The sequence below is a fragment of the Bradyrhizobium sp. CCBAU 11386 genome (assembly GCF_028128955.1).
Lineage (GTDB): Bacteria > Pseudomonadota > Alphaproteobacteria > Rhizobiales > Xanthobacteraceae > Bradyrhizobium.
Genome location: NZ_LBKA01000259.1, coordinates 49,189 through 64,744, shown reverse-complemented (window position 1 = coordinate 64,744; position 15,556 = coordinate 49,189). Strand labels below are relative to the sequence as shown.

Below are 15,556 nucleotides of genomic sequence, written 5' to 3'. Positions count from 1 at the left end.
TTATGTGTCAGACTGTTTTCTTCGGTCGTCGCGAACGTCGGTCGAATGCGTGGGGGTCCTCCTATGCGAGCTTGACGTCGGGCTCCGCACGACCACGCGCGGAGGCCTCCAACAGAAAGGTGCAGCCGGCTTGCGGATCGGCGGCGCGCGCCGCCGCATCCATATCCTGCCAGGCCGAGGTGACGAGGAGGCGCGACAGATCGGGGCCGACGAAGGCCGGGCAACTCGCCTGCTTGACCGGCACGCTCAGTGAGCGCAGCCGCTCGCCCTGCGGGCTGTAGACGTCGATGCGGCTTGCGCCCCAACACGCATTCCAGATCTGTCCGTCGGCGTCGCACACCGAGCCGTCGAGGCCGCCGATGCCGGTGTGGCGGAGCAGCACCTCCGGCTCGCCGCGCGGCAGGCCGGTCGCGGGATCGAGCGGGACGGCATAGAGCACGGCGCGCGGGGTGTCGGTGAAGTAGCCGGTCGCGCCATCCGGTGAGAAGCAGATCGAGTTGGGAATGCTGATGCCGGGAAACAGCGTCGATATCTTGCCGCGATGGAGTGCGTAGATCGCCCCTGCCTTCGGCTCGGCCTTGCGCCCCATGGTGCCGATCCAGAACGTGCCGGACTGGTGCACGCGGCAATCATTGGAGCGCGTCGTGGGATTATCGGCTTCGAGCGGGCAGAACAGCGTCATCGCGCCGTCGGCGAGACTGCGGATGTAGAGGCCATCCTCCGCGACGATCAACTGCCGCTCGGCATCGATGCGTCCGAGCGCGCTCGCCATCCGGCCGAGCGCGTGGACGCGGATCGCGCCACTGCCGAGATGCGCCTCGAACAGGCGTCCTTCGCGGATGTCGAACCACCAGGCGGTATCGGTGATCAGATCATAGGTCGGCCCTTCGCCGAGATGACATTGCTCGGCGGAGAGAACGGAGGTCGGCACTTCTTCCATCATGACGCCCTCGCTGCAAAGCGATAGACGGTGTGATGCCGGTAGATTCCGCCGGGATCGAGACGCGGGCTCGGAAAATCCGGCCGGTTCGGCGCATCAGGCCAGATATGCGGCTCCAGGCACATGGCGTCCGATTGCCGGATCAGCTTGCCGCCCTTGCCCGAGATCGTGCCGTCGAGATAGTTGCCGGAATAGACCTGGATGCCGGGCTGATTGGTGAGCAGCTCCATGATGCGTCCCGAACGCGGGGCTTCCAGCCGTGCCGCGAGCGCGAGCTTGCCGTCGCGGCCGAGGCAGTAGGTGTGGTCGTAGCCCCTGCCGCTCTGCAATTGCTGATCATTTTCGCGGATGCGCTCGCCCACGGTATGCGGGTTGCGGAAGTCGAACGGCGTGCCGGCCACCGCGCGCGGCGGCTCCGGCAACGGAATTGCGGTTGGATCGATCGCGAGGAAATGCTCGGCAGCGACCGTCAGCCTGTGGTCGAGGATGGGCGTGCCTGATGTCGCGCCTTCCAGATTGAAGAAGCTGTGGTTGGTCAAATTGACGATGGTCGGCCGGTCCGTCCGCGCCTCCATCATCAGCGACAGCTCGGCCGGGCCGGTGACGCGATAGGTCAGGCGCACATCGAGCCGGCCCGGATAATTCTCCTCGCCGTGGGGGCTCGTATAGGTGAGCGTCACCGCGGGCTCGGCGCCCTCGTCGATCCCGGCGATCTCCCAGAGCTTGCGGTCGAAGCCGTCGAGGCCGCCATGCAGCGCATTCGGACCGTTGTTGACGGGGAGCTGCACCGTCTCGCCATCGAGCGAGAACTGTCCCTTGGCGATACGGTTGGCATAGCGGCCGACGGTGGCGCCCAGGAATTTTCGTTCGGCGAGATAGCCGGCCAAGGCGTCATGGCCGAGCACGACATCGTCGTAGCCGCCTTTGGCGTCCGGCGCGATCAGCGCCTGGATCACCGCGCCATGGGTGATGATGCGGGCCTCAAAGCCGCCCTCCCCGCGCAGCACGATGCGCTCGACATTGCGGCCGTCCGGCAGCTTTCCGAAAACGTCTTTTGTTATTTTCGAGCCAGCCATGTTCAGTCCACAAAAGGTTCGACGATCGTGCGCCTGCCGAGCAGAAAGGCGTCGGCGACGAGACGCAGCGGCGCCAGATCGACATCGCTTGCGCCGGTCGCCGCAAGCGCGACAAAGCGCCGGTACAGCTCGCAATATTCCTGATCGGGCGCCTCGGCAATGGCCTTGCCGTCGACAGCCATCCGACGCCCGCCGCCGGACAAGGTCATCCGGCCCTGGTCGGTTTCCACGACGATATCCCAGCTCTGCGGCCCGGTCTGGCGGAAATCGAATTCGGCGGTGATGGGCAGGCCGTTGATGTCAGTCAGGTTCAGGTTCGCGGCAATCGGCGCCTGGCAGTTGGCGGGAAAGGCAAGGTCCGCCGCGGTGATGAACACCGGCTTCGGCAGGATGCGGGTCAGGATCGACAGCGCATTGATGCCGGGATCGAACACGCCGAGCCCGCCCGGCTCCCAGATCCAGGCCTGGCCGGGATGCCAGACGCGGACGTCTTCCTTCCAGTTGATGTGCACGGACTTGATCCGGCGTGTCGCCAGCCATTCGCGGGCCGGCTCGACCGCCGGCGCATGGCGCGAATGCCAGGTCGCAAACAGCGTGCACTTGGCATCGGCCGCCATGGCAATCAGCGGGTCCAGCTCGGCAACGCCGGTGCCCGGCGGCTTCTCCAGCATGACGTGCTTGCCGGCGGCGAGCGCTGTGGCGGCCTGGGCGCGCCGCACCTGCGGCGGCGTGCAGAGCGAGACCGCGTCGATCGCCGGGCCCTTCTCCAGCAGCTCCTCGATGGTCGCAAAATGCGGCAGCTCCGGCAGCGAGGCATTGCGGCTGGCAACGGCCGCGAGCGTCGCGCCCGGTACCGCTGCGATCGCGCCGACATGCTGGTCGCGCGCGATCTTGCCGAAGCCGACGATGGCGATGCGAAGGTCGGTCACGCTCATTCTCCAGTATCCTCTGACGGCAGCGCCTCGGCCGGGCCGGTCTCGATCACCGTACCCTCGTGGCGGTGCATGCCGTTGTGAATGACATAGACCATGGCCTCCGATGCCGCCTCGGCATCGCCGGCCTCGATCGCGTCGACGATCTTCTGATGCCAGAGCAGCACGGTGTCGCGGTCCTCTGGCTCGACCGGCGCGCTGAGCAGAAAGGAGGCGCGAAGAGCGGCCTCGATGACGTGCCCGATCGAGCGCATGAACAGATTGCCGGAGGCCCGCGCCACGGCAACGTGGAGCGCGAGGTCGGCATCGGCAAAGCCCACCGAGTCGGAGGCTTCACGGCGCATGCGCTCCATGCTGCGCCGGAGCTCGGCGACGTCCTCCTCGGACCGCTGCTTCGCTGCGAGCTCGGCCGCGCGCGGCTCGACCGCCAGACGGATCTCGGCGAGGTCGTTGAGGAAACGCTTGTCGATGCCGGCGTCGAGATGCCAGGCCAGCACGTCGGCGTCGAACATGTTCCAGGCCGCGCGCTCGCGCACGACGGTGCCGACCCGCGCCTTGGTGGTGAGCAGGCCCTTGGCCACCAGCGTCTTCACGCTCTCCCGCAGCACCGGCCGCGACACGCCGAACATCGCGATCATCTCGGCATCACCCGGCAGGCGTGTCCCCTCCGCGTAACGGCCGGCGATGATGTCGACGCCGATCGAGCGGGCCACTTCCGCGTGGTTGGAGTGGGCCCGGCGCGTCGGGATGACGACGATGCGCGAGGTCATGTGGCAGCTCCCGCGCTCTTGGCCACGGGCCGGCGCGCGAGCGCGACCAGCCCCTGCTGCAAGGCAATGAAAGCGAACAGCAATACGCCGGTCGCAATCTTGGTCCACCAGCTCGACAGCGTCCCGTCGAAATTGATGTAGGTCTGGATCAGGCCCTGGATCAGCACGCCGAGGAAGGTGCCGATCACCGAGCCCTGCCCGCCCGTGAGCAGCGTGCCGCCGATGACGACGGCGGCGATGGTGTCGAGCTCGACGCCGACGGCGGAGAGCGAATAGCCGGCGCTGGTGTAGAACGAGAACACGATCCCGGCGATTCCTGCGAGCAGGCTCGACAGCATGTAGATCTTCACCGTCATCTTGCCCACGGCAACGCCCATCAGGCTCGCGGTCGTCCGGCTGCCGCCGAGCGCATAGACGTTGGCGCCAAACCGGGTGAGATGCAGCAGCAAAGCGCCGCCTATCACGATCACGAGCATGATGATCGCGATCGCCGTCAGCCGCCCGCCGCCGGGCATGCGCAGCGCGAAGTCCGACACGGTGGAATAGACCGGCGCGGTGATCGGCACCGATTCCGTGGAGAGCAGGAAGCTCGCGCCGCGGGCCAGGAACATCCCCGCCAGCGTCACGATGAACGGCGGCAGGTCGAAGACATGGATGACCGCGCCCATCGCCGCGCCGAACGCCGCCGAGAGCGCGAGGATGGCGACGAAGGCGACCAGCGGCGGCACGCCCCAGCGCTCGATCGCCAGCGCGACGAAGACGGTGGTGAAGCCGATCACCGAGCCGACCGACAGGTCGATGCCGCCGGAGATGATGACGAAGGTCATCCCGGTCGCGACGATGCCGAGGAAGGCGTTGTCGGTGAGGAGATTGCCGACCACGCGGGTGGAGGCGATGTTGGGGAATTGCATGGCGCAGAGCGCGAAGCCCGCGACAAGCACGATGGCCGTGATAAGGACGGGCGGCAGGCCTTTCATGCTTTCGTCCTCCGCAGCCGCGCGGCGATACCGGCAAGCCCCGAGAATTTCGGAGATTGCAGCAGCAGAACAGCGAGCACAACCACCGCCTTGACCAGCAGGTTGAATTCCGGCGGATAGCCTGACAGCAGGATTCCGGTGTTCATGGTCTGGATGATCAGCGCCCCCAGCACCGCGAGCACAAGACTGAAGCGGCCGCCGAACAGTGACGTGCCGCCGATCACCACGGCCAGGATGGCGTCGAGCTCGAGCCAGAGGCCGGCATTGTTGGCATCCGCGCCCATGATGTCGGCCGCGGCGATCACGCCGGCCAGCGCGGCGCAGACGCCGCACCAGACATAGACCGACAGGATCATCGCGCGCGTGCCGACGCCGGCAAGCTCGCTCGCCCGCGCATTGCCGCCGGTCGCCTCGATCAGGAGCCCGAGGGCGGAGCCGCGCACCACCGCGCCGGTGAGAATCAACATGCCCAAGGCGATCGCGACCGGCACCGGCAGGCCGAGGATGGCGCCGTTGCTGAGCCAGACCAGGTCGGGCGAGGAAAACGTCACGATACGCCCTTCGGTGATGAGCTGGGCGATGCCCCGCCCCGCCACCATCAGGATCAACGTCGCCACGATCGGCTGCATGCCGAGCACGGCGACGAGAAATCCGTTCCACAAGCCGCAGACGAGGCCGGCGCCGAGCGCGGCCGCCAGCACGACCGGAAGCCCGTGGCTGTCAGCGAGGCTGGCCGCAATTGCGCCCGAGATCGCCATGATTGCGCCGACCGAGAGGTCGATGCCGCGCGTCGCGATCACCAGCACCATGCCGAGCGAGAGCAGCGCCACCGGCGTGCCGCGGTTGAGCACGTCGATCAGGCTGCCGAAGAGACGGCCGTCCTGGAGGCGCAGGTCGAAGAATTGCGGCGACACCACGCGGTCGACCGCGAGGATGACGATCAATGCAAGGATCTGGGCAAGGCCGCGGCGCGGCAACAGCGCTGTCATGCCCGCCCCTCATGCGCGATGGCGGCGCCGTCGGCCGCGATGGCCGCGAGAATGTTGCCGACATCAATCGCCTCGCCCGCGAGCTCCTCGATATGGGCGCGGTCGCGCAGCACCACGACACGATCCGAATAGGTCACGATCTCGTCCAGCTCGGAGGAGATCACGAGCAGCGAGAGCCCATCGTCACAGAGCTCGCGGATCAGGCGGATGATCTCAGCATGCGCGCCGACGTCGATGCCGCGGGTCGGCTCGTCCAGCACCAGCAGCCGCGGCGAGGTCGCGAGCCAGCGCGCCAGCAGGACCTTTTGCTGATTGCCGCCGGAGAGCAGGCCCACGGGGCGTTCCGGATCGGGCGGACGGAGGTCCAGCATCTTGACGTAGCGGCGCGCGATCTCGTCCTGCTCGCGGCGCGACAGCGGGCGATGCAGCCCACGCTTGGCCTGGAGCGCCAGCACGATGTTCTCGCGCACGCTGAGCTCGGCGACGATGCCGTCGGTCTTGCGTTCCTCCGGGCAATAGCCAAAGCCGTGGCGCACGCCGTCGCGCGGCGAGTGCAGCCGCACGGACTCGCCTTCCACCTTCGCCTGCCCGCGATCGGCGCGCTCGGCGCCAAACACCAGCCGCGCCGTCTCGGTGCGGCCCGAGCCGAGCAGGCCGGCGAGGCCGACGACCTCGCCATGACGCAGCTCGAGATTGAACGGCGCGACATAGCCGGATTTGCCGTAATTCTCGAAGCTCGCGCAGATCTCACGCGCCTGATGCTCGCGCGTCGCCGCCCGCGCGCTGGTGGTCTCCGCAAGCTCGCGGCCGAGCATCATGCGGATCAATTCGATCCGCGGCAGCGACGCAGTCTCGCGCTCACCGACCAGACGGCCGTTGCGCAGCACGGTGATACGGTCGGAGATCTCGTAGACCTGGTCGAGGAAGTGGCTGACGAAGACGATACCGATGCCGCGCCCCGCGAGCTGGCGCATGATGCCGAAGAGGATCTCGACCTCGTGATGGTCGAGGCTCGCGGTCGGCTCGTCCAGGATCAGCACGCGCGCGGACAGATCGACGGCGCGCGCAATCGCGGTGACGTGCTGCACGGCGACGGAATAGTTGCCGAGCGGCGCTGATACGTCGATGTCGAGACCGAAGTCGGCGAGCAGCGTCTTGGCGCGGCGGCGCATCTCGCCGTCGCGCACGATGCCGAAGCGCATCGGCTGGCGGTCGAGAAACAGGTTCTGCGCCACCGAGAGGTTCGGCAGCAGATTGACCTCCTGGTAGACGGTGGCGATGCCGGCCTGAAGCGCGGCCTTGGCCGAGCGCGGCGCGACCTCCTCGCCGCCGAGCCGGACGATGCCGGCATCGCGCGGGAATACGCCGGTGACGACCTTGATCAGCGTGGACTTGCCGGCGCCGTTCTCCCCGAGCAGCGCATGGATCTCGCCGGCGCGAAGCGTGAAGTCGACCTCCTGCAACGCGCGCACAGCACCGAAGCTCTTGCTGATCCCGCGCACCTCCAGAAGGGGCGAAGCAGGATCGGGGCTGTTCTCCATAGCAACGTCACTCCCACCGGTGCCCGCTGATGACGCGGACACCCAGCCTATTCGTTCGCGCAGCGGTTTCGAAGGGGGGCGCCGGACCACGGGGAGCGGCCCGGCGCGGCACCCGCCTCAATAACCGAGGCCCTTCTTGCTGTCGTAGATCTTCTGCGGATCGTCGGCTGCGGTATAGAGCTTGGACTCGGTCTGGATCCACTTCGGCGGAACGGTGCCGTTGTCCTTGAAGGCCGCGATGGCATCGAGTGCGGGGCCCGCCATGTTCGGCGTCAGCTCGACCGTGGCATTGGCTTCGCCGGCGGCCATGGCCTTGAAGATATCGGGGACCGCGTCGATCGAGACGGTGAGGATCTCCTTGCCGGGCTTGAGGCCGGCTTCCTTCATCGCCTGGATCGCACCGACCATCATGTCGTCGTTATGCGCGTAGACCGCGCAGATCGACTTGCCGCCGCCTTCAGCCTTGATGAAGCTCTCCATCACCTCCTTGCCCTTGGCGCGGGTGAAGTCGCCGGTCTGGCTGCGCACCACCTTCAGGTTCGCATGCTTGGCGATGGCGGTGTCAAAGCCCTTCTTGCGATTGGCGGCGACGCTCGCGCCGACCGTGCCCTGCAATTCCACGATGCTGCAGGCCTTGTTGCCGACGGTCTTGGCCAGCCAGTCGCCGGCGACCTCGCCTTCGTGCACACTGTCCGACGTGACGGCGGTGAGATAGAGCTCCTTGCCGGAGGGATCGATGTCGCGGTCGAGCAGCACGACCGGGATCTTGGCCTCCTTGGCTTCCTTCAGCACCGAGTCCCAGCCGGTCGAGACGACGGGCGCGAGGAAGATCGCATCGACGTTCTGCGCGATGAAGGAGCGGATCGCCTTGATCTGGTTCTCCTGCTTCTGCTGCGCGTCGGCGATCTTGAGATTGACCTTGCGCTTGGTGGCCTCCTGCTTGGAGACCGAGGTCTCGGCCGCGCGCCAGCCGGATTCCGATCCGATCTGCGAGAAGCCGATGGTGAGCTCGGCGGCACTCGCCGGCAGCGCGAACAACAACGCGGCCGTGGCGGTGGCCGCAAAGAGGGCTTTAGGGGTCATCAGGCGTGTCTCCCAAGAGTGATCTTGTGTTTATCTCGGGCGCCGATTGGTAGCATGGCACCCACAGACCGCCCTTTGCGGGCGGCGGAAGGCACTATTTCACAGAAGATGGGTTCCGACTAGTCATATTATTTGACTATTTGGAGGAAGCCACACGTTGGCGGGATGGGTGGCTCTATGACACGCCCAGCGCGATTTTGTTCCAGCGATGCAACGAGGAGATGAAGGAAATGATGCGGGGTCGGCTGCAGCCGCACCGTCATGGCCGGGCCTGTCCCGGCCATCCACGCCTCACCCGCGGGACCAGGAACGTGGATGCCCGGGACAAGCCCGGGCATGACGACCTGCTACAAATTCGCGGGCGCGAGCTGAGGTCGGACCAGCGCTAGATCAGCTTCCGCTGCGCGAGGTTCTTCATCAGCGCACTGAAGCCGAAGGTCCAGGGCTCGCACTCGTCGCTGGTGCGCATGCGGTTGACGAGCTTGCCGAGCTGGGGCGCGGCGATCGTGACGATGTCGTCGCGCTTGTGGGTGAACCCCTGCCCCGGCGCATCGCGATCCTTGACCGGCGCAAACATGGTGCCGAGGAACAGCACGAAGCCGTCGGGATATTGATGGACCTTGCCGATGGTCTGTTCGACGAGGTCGGTCGGATCGCGGCTGATCTTGCTGATCGAGGAATGGCCGTCGAGGACGAAACCGTCCGTCCCCTTCACGTTCAGGCTGATGTCGAGCTTGCGCGCGTCGTCGAGCGAAAAACTCTCGTCGAACAGGCGCAGCAGCGGGCCGATCGCGCAGGACGCGTTGTTGTCCTTGGCCTTCGAGAGCAAGAGCGCCGAACGGCCCTCGAAGTCGCGCAAATTGACGTCGTTGCCGAGCGAACCGCCGACGATCTTGCCGCGGCTCGAGACGAACAGCACGAGCTCCGGCTCGGGGTTGTTCCAGGTCGACTTCGGATGCAGGCCCGCATCCATGCCGGTGCCGACCGAGGACAGGGTCGGCGCCTTGGTGAAGACCTCCGCATCGGGGCCAATGCCGACCTCGAGATACTGGCTCCAGGCGTTCTGGTCGATCAGCACCTGCTTCAGATGCATCGCCTGGTCCGAGCCCGGCTTGAGCTTTGACAGATCGTCACCGATCAGCCGCGTCACCTCTTTCCGGATCGCATCGGCCGAGGCCGGATTGCCCTTGGCCCGCTCCTCGATCACGCGTTCCAGCATCGAGATGGCAAAGGTCACACCGGCCGCCTTCAGGGTCTGGAGATCGACCGGCGCGAGCAGCCACGGCTTTTTCGGGTCGCGCCCATCGGGGGCCGTATTGGCCACGATGGCGTCGAGATCGCCGATGCGTTCGCCCCTGGTCGCGGCAAGCGCCTTGGCCGGATTGTCCTCCTCGCAGAGTGCGCTGACGGTCGGAAACTTCCCGGTGACATCAAAAACGCCATCGCTGCGCACGGCGACGACGGCCGGACCATTGACCTGCGGCAGCCAGACGCGGCCGACGAGCGTTCCCCGCGTGCCATCCTCGGGGAGAAGGTCTTTGACAGTCAATGTCGTCATGGCCGGCGTCCTCGCTGTTTCTAAGGACCAGCCGCGTTCACGGCGGCCGATCCCATTGGCGAAGACCAATAAACGTCTGGCAGGGGAAGTCCAGACCGGCAGCGAAGGGCCGCTATGCTCCCGCCCGCGCCTTGCGGGCCGCGATCTGCTGGAGCGCCCAGCGTGCGTTCTTGCGCACATCGGGATCGGCATCGTCGGCGATGACGGCCAGGAACGCCTCGCCGTCGGGATGGGCGATCTCGCCGAGCGCGGCGGCCGCTTCCTTCCGCAAATTGGCCTGGTCGTGATTGATGCAATTGCCGATCGGGCGCACCGCGCGCTCGATCTTCATCCTGCCGAGGCTGCGGATCGTCTTCAGCCGCACCTGCCAGAATTCGTCGGCAAGGCAGGCGATGAGTTGGTCGGCCGCGAGCGAACCGTTGACGTTGAGGCCCAGCGTCTCCGCCGCCATCTCGCGCACCATCCAGTCCGCATCCTTCAGCGCACGCGTGATCGTCTCCGCCGCCGGCTTCATCTGCGAGAACGCCAGCGCGCTGACCGCGGCGCGGCGCACATGGGCATCGGGATCGTTGATCAGCGCAGTCAGCGCGGGGATGGATTCCTCCAGCTTGAGGAAGCCGATCACGCCGATCGCCTGCACGCGCACGGCGGCATCCGCATCCTGGAGGGCTTCCAGCGCCGGCTTCAGCGTGTCCTTGCAGCGCAGCTCCTTCAGCGCGCGCAGCGCGCCCATGCGGACGAAGGCGTGGGCGTGCTTGACCAGCGGCAGGATGATCTCGGCACAGGCCGGATCCTTGAACTCGGCCATGCTGTCGGCGGCAGCCGATGCGACAATTCTCTCAGGATCGACCAGCAGCTTGACCAGCGCGCTCGCCGCTTCCGGCCCGTCGAACTCGCCGAGCGCCATCGCCACCTGCTGGCGCACGCCGGCATCGGGATCTGCGACCATGTTGGCGAGATGCGCAACGGCCGCAGGATCGCCGGAATGACCGAGCGCGATGATGGCGACGCGGCGCTCGGCGGGATCGGCGGCTTGCAGCCGCTCGTCGGCGTCTTCGAGGTCGTCGTAGGACTCGAACGGGCTCGACATGATCACCTCAACAGATAGGGAATGTTGACGGTGACGGCGCCGGTCGGGCAATCAGCCTCGCAGGGCATGCAGTACCAGCACTCGTCATAGGCCATGTAGGCCTTGTTGGTCATCTCGCTGATGCGCAGCACGTCGAGCGGGCAGACGTCGACGCAGACGGTGCAGCCCTTGTCCGCAATGCACTTGGCGTCGTCGACGACCACCGGAACCGATGTCTGATAGGAAGCGAGAGGCATGGGATGTCTCCTGTTGCTATGTTCTGGTGGATCAGGCGGAGGCGCGGATGCGCTGCTTGTCGTAGAGGTCCTTCTCGTCGTCGGCGATCGGCACGACGTAAGGCTCCACGGCGCGCTTCTCGCTGGTCATCTTGCCATCCCGCTTGCTCAGCAGCGTGTGGCAGAACCAGTTCTCGTTGTCCTTCTCCGGGAAATCCGTGCGCCAGTGGTAGAGGCCCCAGCGGCTCTCCTCGCGGTAGAGCGAGGCATGCACCGCCATGTCGGCGCAGTCCATGATCGACTGCACCTCGAGGGCGCGCAGCAGTTCATGCGCGTTGCGGGCGATCATGCGCTCCTGCATGTCCTCCCGCGCCTCGGCGAGGCGGCGCATGCCGAGCTCGTATTTGCGCGTGACTTTCGGCGGCTGGAGATAGTCGTTGACGAGACGGCGGGTCTTGTACTCGACCTGGTTCGGCGGAATGCCGTCCTCGCGTTTGGTCGGCGCCATCACGCGATCCCGTTCCAGCGCAACATCGGCGGCATCGAATTCCGCAAAGTCGTGGCTGTCGGCGAACTCCATCGCATCGATGCCGGCGACCGAGCCGTTGGTGAAGGCGCCGAGCATGTAATTATGCGGCACGCTCGCCATGTCGCCTGCGGCATAGAGGCCGGGCACGGTGGTGCGGGCATTGTCGTCGACAAACACGCCGGAGGCGCTGTGGCCGGAGCAGAAGCCGATCTCGGAGATGTGCATCTCGATCGATTCGCTGCGGTAGTCGACGCCGCGTCCCTGCTGGAACAGGCCGCGCGTGGGACGCTCGACCTTGTGCAGCGTGGATTCGATCTCCGAGATGGTGTCGGGGTGAAGATGCTTGAGCTGGAGGAACACCGGACCCTTGCCGGACAGAAGTTCGTTGTAGAACTCCAGCATCATCTGGCCGGACCAGTAGTCGCATTCGATGAAGCGCGATCCCTCGTTGTTCGCGGTGAAGGCGCCGAAGGGACCGGCGACATAGGCGCAGGCCGGGCCGTTATAGTCCTTGATCAGCGGATTGATCTGGTAGCATTCGAGGTTCGCGAGCGCCGCGCCGGCGTGATAGGCCATGGAATAGCCGTCGCCAGAATTGGCGGCATTCTCATAGGTGCCGAACATGTAGCCGGAAGTCGGCAGGCCGAGGCGGCCGGCGGCGCCCATGCACAGGATCACCGCCTTGGCCTTGATCACCAGCATTTCGGCGGTGCGGGTATTGACGCTGATCGCACCGGCAATACGGCCATCGGCGGATTTCAAGAGCCGCGTCGCCATGTATCGGTTGGAGATCAGGATGCGGGCGCGGCGGAGCTGACGGTACAGCGCCTTCTTGACGGTCTCGCCGTTCGGCATCGGCAGAACATAGGTGCCGATGTGATGCACCTTCTTGACGGCGTAGTCGCCGTTCTCGTTCTTCAGGAAGCGGATGCCGAAACTGTCGAGCTCTTCGATGATTTTGTAGCAGTTCTGCGCGTATTTATAGACCGCCTTCTGGTCGACGATGCCGTCATTGGCGATGGTGATTTCCTTGGTGTACTGCTCGGGCGTCGCGTAACCGGGGATGACCGCGTTGTTGAGCCCGTCCATGCCCATCGAGATCGCGCCGGAGCGCTTGACGTTGGCCTTCTCGAGCAGGACGACGTTGGCCTTCGGGTTCTTCAGCTTCGCCTTCAGCGCCGCCATCGGACCGGCCGTGCCGCCGCCGATGACCAAGACATCGCAGGAAACCTCCGAAAGTCCGTCGACGATCTGATCTAGTGCCATCGCTTGCTCCTGGTTCGCCGATAGCCGGCGCCTTTGCATCAGATTTGTTCAGGGGGCTGTCCGGCGATAGCAATTAGTTGTCGCCGGGATGCGATTTGCGCGTCAGCGCTCGACAAAGGCCTTTTCGATCACGAAATGGCCGGGTTGGCTGTGATTGCCCTCGACAAAGCCGCGCGCGGAGAACATTTCGTGGAGTTCCTCCAGCATCGCCGGGCTGCCGCACAGCATGATGCGGTCCGTCTCGATATCGAGGCCGGACAGCCCGATATCGTCGAACAGCTGGTTTGAGGCGATCAGATCGGTGATGCGGCCGCGGTTCCGGAACGGCTCGCGGGTCACGGTCGGGTAGTAGACGAGCTTGTCGCGGATCAAGGGACCGAAGAATTCGTGGTTGCGCAGGCCTTCGACGAGGTGCTCGCCATAGGCGAGCTCGGAGACCTGACGGCAGCCATGGGCGAGCACGATGGTCTCGTAATTCTCGTAGACGTTGGGGTCCTTGATCAGGCTGGCGAAGGGCGCGAGTCCCGTGCCGGTCGAGAGCAGCAGCAGTCGCTTTCCCGGAATGAGGTTGCCGGTGATCAGCGTGCCGGTCGCCTTGCGGCCGACCAGGATGATATCGCCTTCCCGGATCTTCTGGAGACGCGAGGTCAGCGGCCCGTCCTGCACCTTGATCGAGAAGAACTCGAGCGCCTCCTCGTGATTGGCGCTGGCCATGCTGTAGGCCCGCATCAACGGCTTGCCTTCGACCTCCAGCCCGATCATGGCGAACTGGCCGTTCTGGAAGCGGAAGCCGGGATCGCGCGTCGCGGTGAAGCTGAACAGGCTGTCGGTCCAATGCCTGACCGACAGAACCGTTTCCTTCTGAAATGCGCTCATCCGTTTCTCCTTGGCCATCGACGGCGCACAAGGTTTCGGAGAGAGCAGAGTCCGGCAATTCGTAAGTGAAATTCCCGGTCGATTAGTTTCACATTTCGCGGGCGGTGACTGAAGAGGAGGCAGCGAAGGTCAGGCGGGCGCGCTCGCGCTGGCAATTAGTTGCTATCGCAGTGGCGTCACAACGACGTAGAGAGGATTCGGAGGTTCGTCATGACCATGACTTTGGTGGCACCGACCGTAGCCAACTATGAAGCCAGCGCCGATCTTGCCGCGCTCCTCGTCCGCACCACGCAGGACGATGCGCTCAGCCTGCCGGCCGAGCAGCTTCGCCTCTCCTGCAAATGCGCCCACTGCACCCGCGCCCGCTTCGACGGCCGCTTCCCCGAAGCGTTTCCGGGCATCGCAATCACCGAGATCGGCGATCTCGGCTATGGCCTGAACATCTCGTTTTCGGATGGACATAACCGGGGGATTTACCCGAAGCCGTATCTGCTGAGCTTGGCGGGGCGGTAGAAACATCCTCGGTGTCGTCCTGGCGAAAGCCAGGACCCATTACCCGAAGAGCTGGTTGCAAAAGTCGGCTCTGGCCATAGCTGCGTGCCACCACGGAGGCGTGTGGTAATGGGTCCTGGATCAGCGCTCGCTCCGCTCGCTTGTCCAGGACGACGGTGTTGGTGAAGCACACTAGCCAAGCCACAAACGCCGCTGTCATTCCCCGCGAAGGCGGGGAATCCAGTACGCCGCGGCCTCTCGATAACTCGTTGACGTCTCTGGAATACTGGATCGCCCGGTCAAGCCGGGCGATGACAGCGGAGCGAATCTGGCACGGACATTGCTCCTCTTTAGAACGACTCGAACGTTCCGGAGGCAGGTGATGTTGCAGGCGGCCAATGTGGTTCGCGGGGCTGTTCCCCCGGCAGTCCGGCCCGCCGGAAGCTCCTCGCTGCTGCTCACCGAGAACCAGCAATGGATCGGCGGACCGCCGCCGCTGATGGACAAGCTCTCACCGCGCGAGCGGGAGCTTGTGCTGAAGCAGGGCCGGCGAAAAGTGCTCAACCGCGGCCAGACGCTGTTCAGCCAGGGCGGCAAGCATGACGGCATCTGGCTGATCGAAAGCGGCCGCATTCGCGTGTTCTACACGTCCCCGCTCGGACGCGAGATCACGCTGGCCTATTGGCATGTCGGCAATTTCGTCGGTGGGCCCGAAGTCTTCGAAGGCACCGTGCATCAATGGTCCGGCGTCGCATCCAGCAATTGCAGCGTGGTGCACCTGCCCGGAAAGGAACTGCGGTCCCTTGCCGCAGAGATCCCGAACCTCGCGATCGGCCTGATCGAAGGCCTCACCTTCAAGGGCAAATGCTATTCCGCGCTGGCGCAGATGCTGGGAACGCGCTCGATCACGCAGCGCCTTGCGCATCTCCTGCTGCATCTCGTCGAGCTCTACGGCGTCGCGGACGCCGACGGCACCGTGATTGCGGCCGCCTTCACCCATGCCGACATCGCCCACATGGTCGGCGCCACCCGGCAATGGGTCACGATCAGCCTCAAGCGCATGCAGGAGAAGGGAATCGTCGTGACCAAACGCTCGCAGATCGTGGTGTGCCGCACCGACGTCCTGGAAGAGATGCGCGGCCAGGCGTCCGATTAAGGGAGCCCGCGGCCAGGGCCGCTGCACAGGCAAGCGGCTTTATAGTGCAGGACTGCCCAAGGAGTA

Annotated in this window: 15 protein-coding genes; 2 read left to right on the top strand and 13 right to left on the bottom strand. The window is 65.4% G+C overall.

Annotation, left to right across the window (positions count from 1 at the left end; all coding sequences use genetic code 11):
• Positions 1 to 61: 61 nt before the first annotated feature.
• From XI09_RS40855 to XI09_RS40795, 13 genes are all read right to left on the bottom strand, one after another.
• A complete protein-coding gene (locus tag XI09_RS40855) occupies positions 62 to 940 on the bottom strand; it encodes an SMP-30/gluconolactonase/LRE family protein (RefSeq protein WP_271572166.1) in 879 nt (292 codons plus the stop codon).
• Entirely contained in the window at positions 940 to 2,016 is a 1,077-nt protein-coding gene (locus XI09_RS40850; protein WP_271571965.1) for an aldose epimerase family protein, read from the bottom strand. The genes XI09_RS40855 and XI09_RS40850 overlap by 1 nt, the downstream gene beginning before the upstream one ends.
• Before the next feature lie 2 nt (positions 2,017 to 2,018).
• Positions 2,019 to 2,945: a Gfo/Idh/MocA family protein gene (locus tag XI09_RS40845; RefSeq protein ID WP_271572165.1), complete on the bottom strand. Its 927-nt coding sequence runs from the start codon at positions 2,943 to 2,945 to the stop codon at positions 2,019 to 2,021.
• Positions 2,946 to 2,947: 2 nt separating this feature from the next.
• A complete protein-coding gene (locus XI09_RS40840; protein ID WP_271571964.1) occupies positions 2,948 to 3,718 on the bottom strand; it encodes a FadR/GntR family transcriptional regulator in 771 nt (256 codons plus the stop codon).
• Complete coding sequence (yjfF, locus tag XI09_RS40835; protein ID WP_011085987.1) at positions 3,715 to 4,695, bottom strand: galactofuranose ABC transporter, permease protein YjfF; 981 nt, start codon at positions 4,693 to 4,695, stop codon at positions 3,715 to 3,717. Before yjfF ends, XI09_RS40840 begins: the two co-directional genes overlap by 4 nt.
• Positions 4,692 to 5,684, bottom strand: coding sequence for an ABC transporter permease (locus XI09_RS40830; RefSeq protein WP_271571963.1), 993 nt, complete (start codon positions 5,682 to 5,684; stop codon positions 4,692 to 4,694). Before XI09_RS40830 ends, yjfF begins: the two co-directional genes overlap by 4 nt.
• Positions 5,681 to 7,225, bottom strand: a complete 1,545-nt coding sequence (locus XI09_RS40825; RefSeq protein ID WP_271571962.1) for a sugar ABC transporter ATP-binding protein — start codon at positions 7,223 to 7,225, stop codon at positions 5,681 to 5,683. The genes XI09_RS40830 and XI09_RS40825 overlap by 4 nt, the downstream gene beginning before the upstream one ends.
• A 117-nt stretch (positions 7,226 to 7,342) precedes the next feature.
• Positions 7,343 to 8,308 carry a galactofuranose ABC transporter, galactofuranose-binding protein YtfQ gene (gene ytfQ, locus XI09_RS40820; protein WP_271571961.1) on the bottom strand — a complete coding sequence of 322 codons (966 nt, stop codon included), beginning with the start codon at positions 8,306 to 8,308 and terminating at the stop codon, positions 7,343 to 7,345.
• Between the two features lie 385 nt (positions 8,309 to 8,693).
• Complete coding sequence (locus XI09_RS40815; protein WP_271571960.1) at positions 8,694 to 9,866, bottom strand: fumarylacetoacetate hydrolase family protein; 1,173 nt, start codon at positions 9,864 to 9,866, stop codon at positions 8,694 to 8,696.
• Between the two features lie 112 nt (positions 9,867 to 9,978).
• On the bottom strand, positions 9,979 to 10,956 hold the full coding sequence (locus XI09_RS40810; RefSeq protein ID WP_271571959.1) for a HEAT repeat domain-containing protein: 978 nt from the start codon (positions 10,954 to 10,956) through the stop codon (positions 9,979 to 9,981).
• Between the two features lie 2 nt (positions 10,957 to 10,958).
• Entirely contained in the window at positions 10,959 to 11,192 is a 234-nt protein-coding gene (locus XI09_RS40805) for a 4Fe-4S dicluster domain-containing protein (protein WP_011085981.1), read from the bottom strand.
• Positions 11,193 to 11,223: 31 nt separating this feature from the next.
• Entirely contained in the window at positions 11,224 to 12,966 is a 1,743-nt protein-coding gene (locus XI09_RS40800; RefSeq protein ID WP_271571958.1) for a fumarate reductase/succinate dehydrogenase flavoprotein subunit, read from the bottom strand.
• 102 nt (positions 12,967 to 13,068) lie between these two features.
• A complete protein-coding gene (locus XI09_RS40795; protein WP_271571957.1) occupies positions 13,069 to 13,842 on the bottom strand; it encodes a ferredoxin--NADP reductase in 774 nt (257 codons plus the stop codon).
• A gap of 216 nt (positions 13,843 to 14,058) precedes the next feature.
• Here XI09_RS40795 and XI09_RS40790 point away from each other — a divergent pair, with 216 nt between their 5' ends.
• Both XI09_RS40790 and XI09_RS40785 read left to right on the top strand, forming a co-directional pair.
• Entirely contained in the window at positions 14,059 to 14,355 is a 297-nt protein-coding gene (locus tag XI09_RS40790) for a gamma-butyrobetaine hydroxylase-like domain-containing protein (RefSeq protein ID WP_271572164.1), read from the top strand.
• A 361-nt stretch (positions 14,356 to 14,716) separates the two neighbouring features.
• Positions 14,717 to 15,490: a Crp/Fnr family transcriptional regulator gene (locus XI09_RS40785; RefSeq protein WP_271571956.1), complete on the top strand. Its 774-nt coding sequence runs from the start codon at positions 14,717 to 14,719 to the stop codon at positions 15,488 to 15,490.
• Positions 15,491 to 15,556 lie beyond the last annotated feature (66 nt).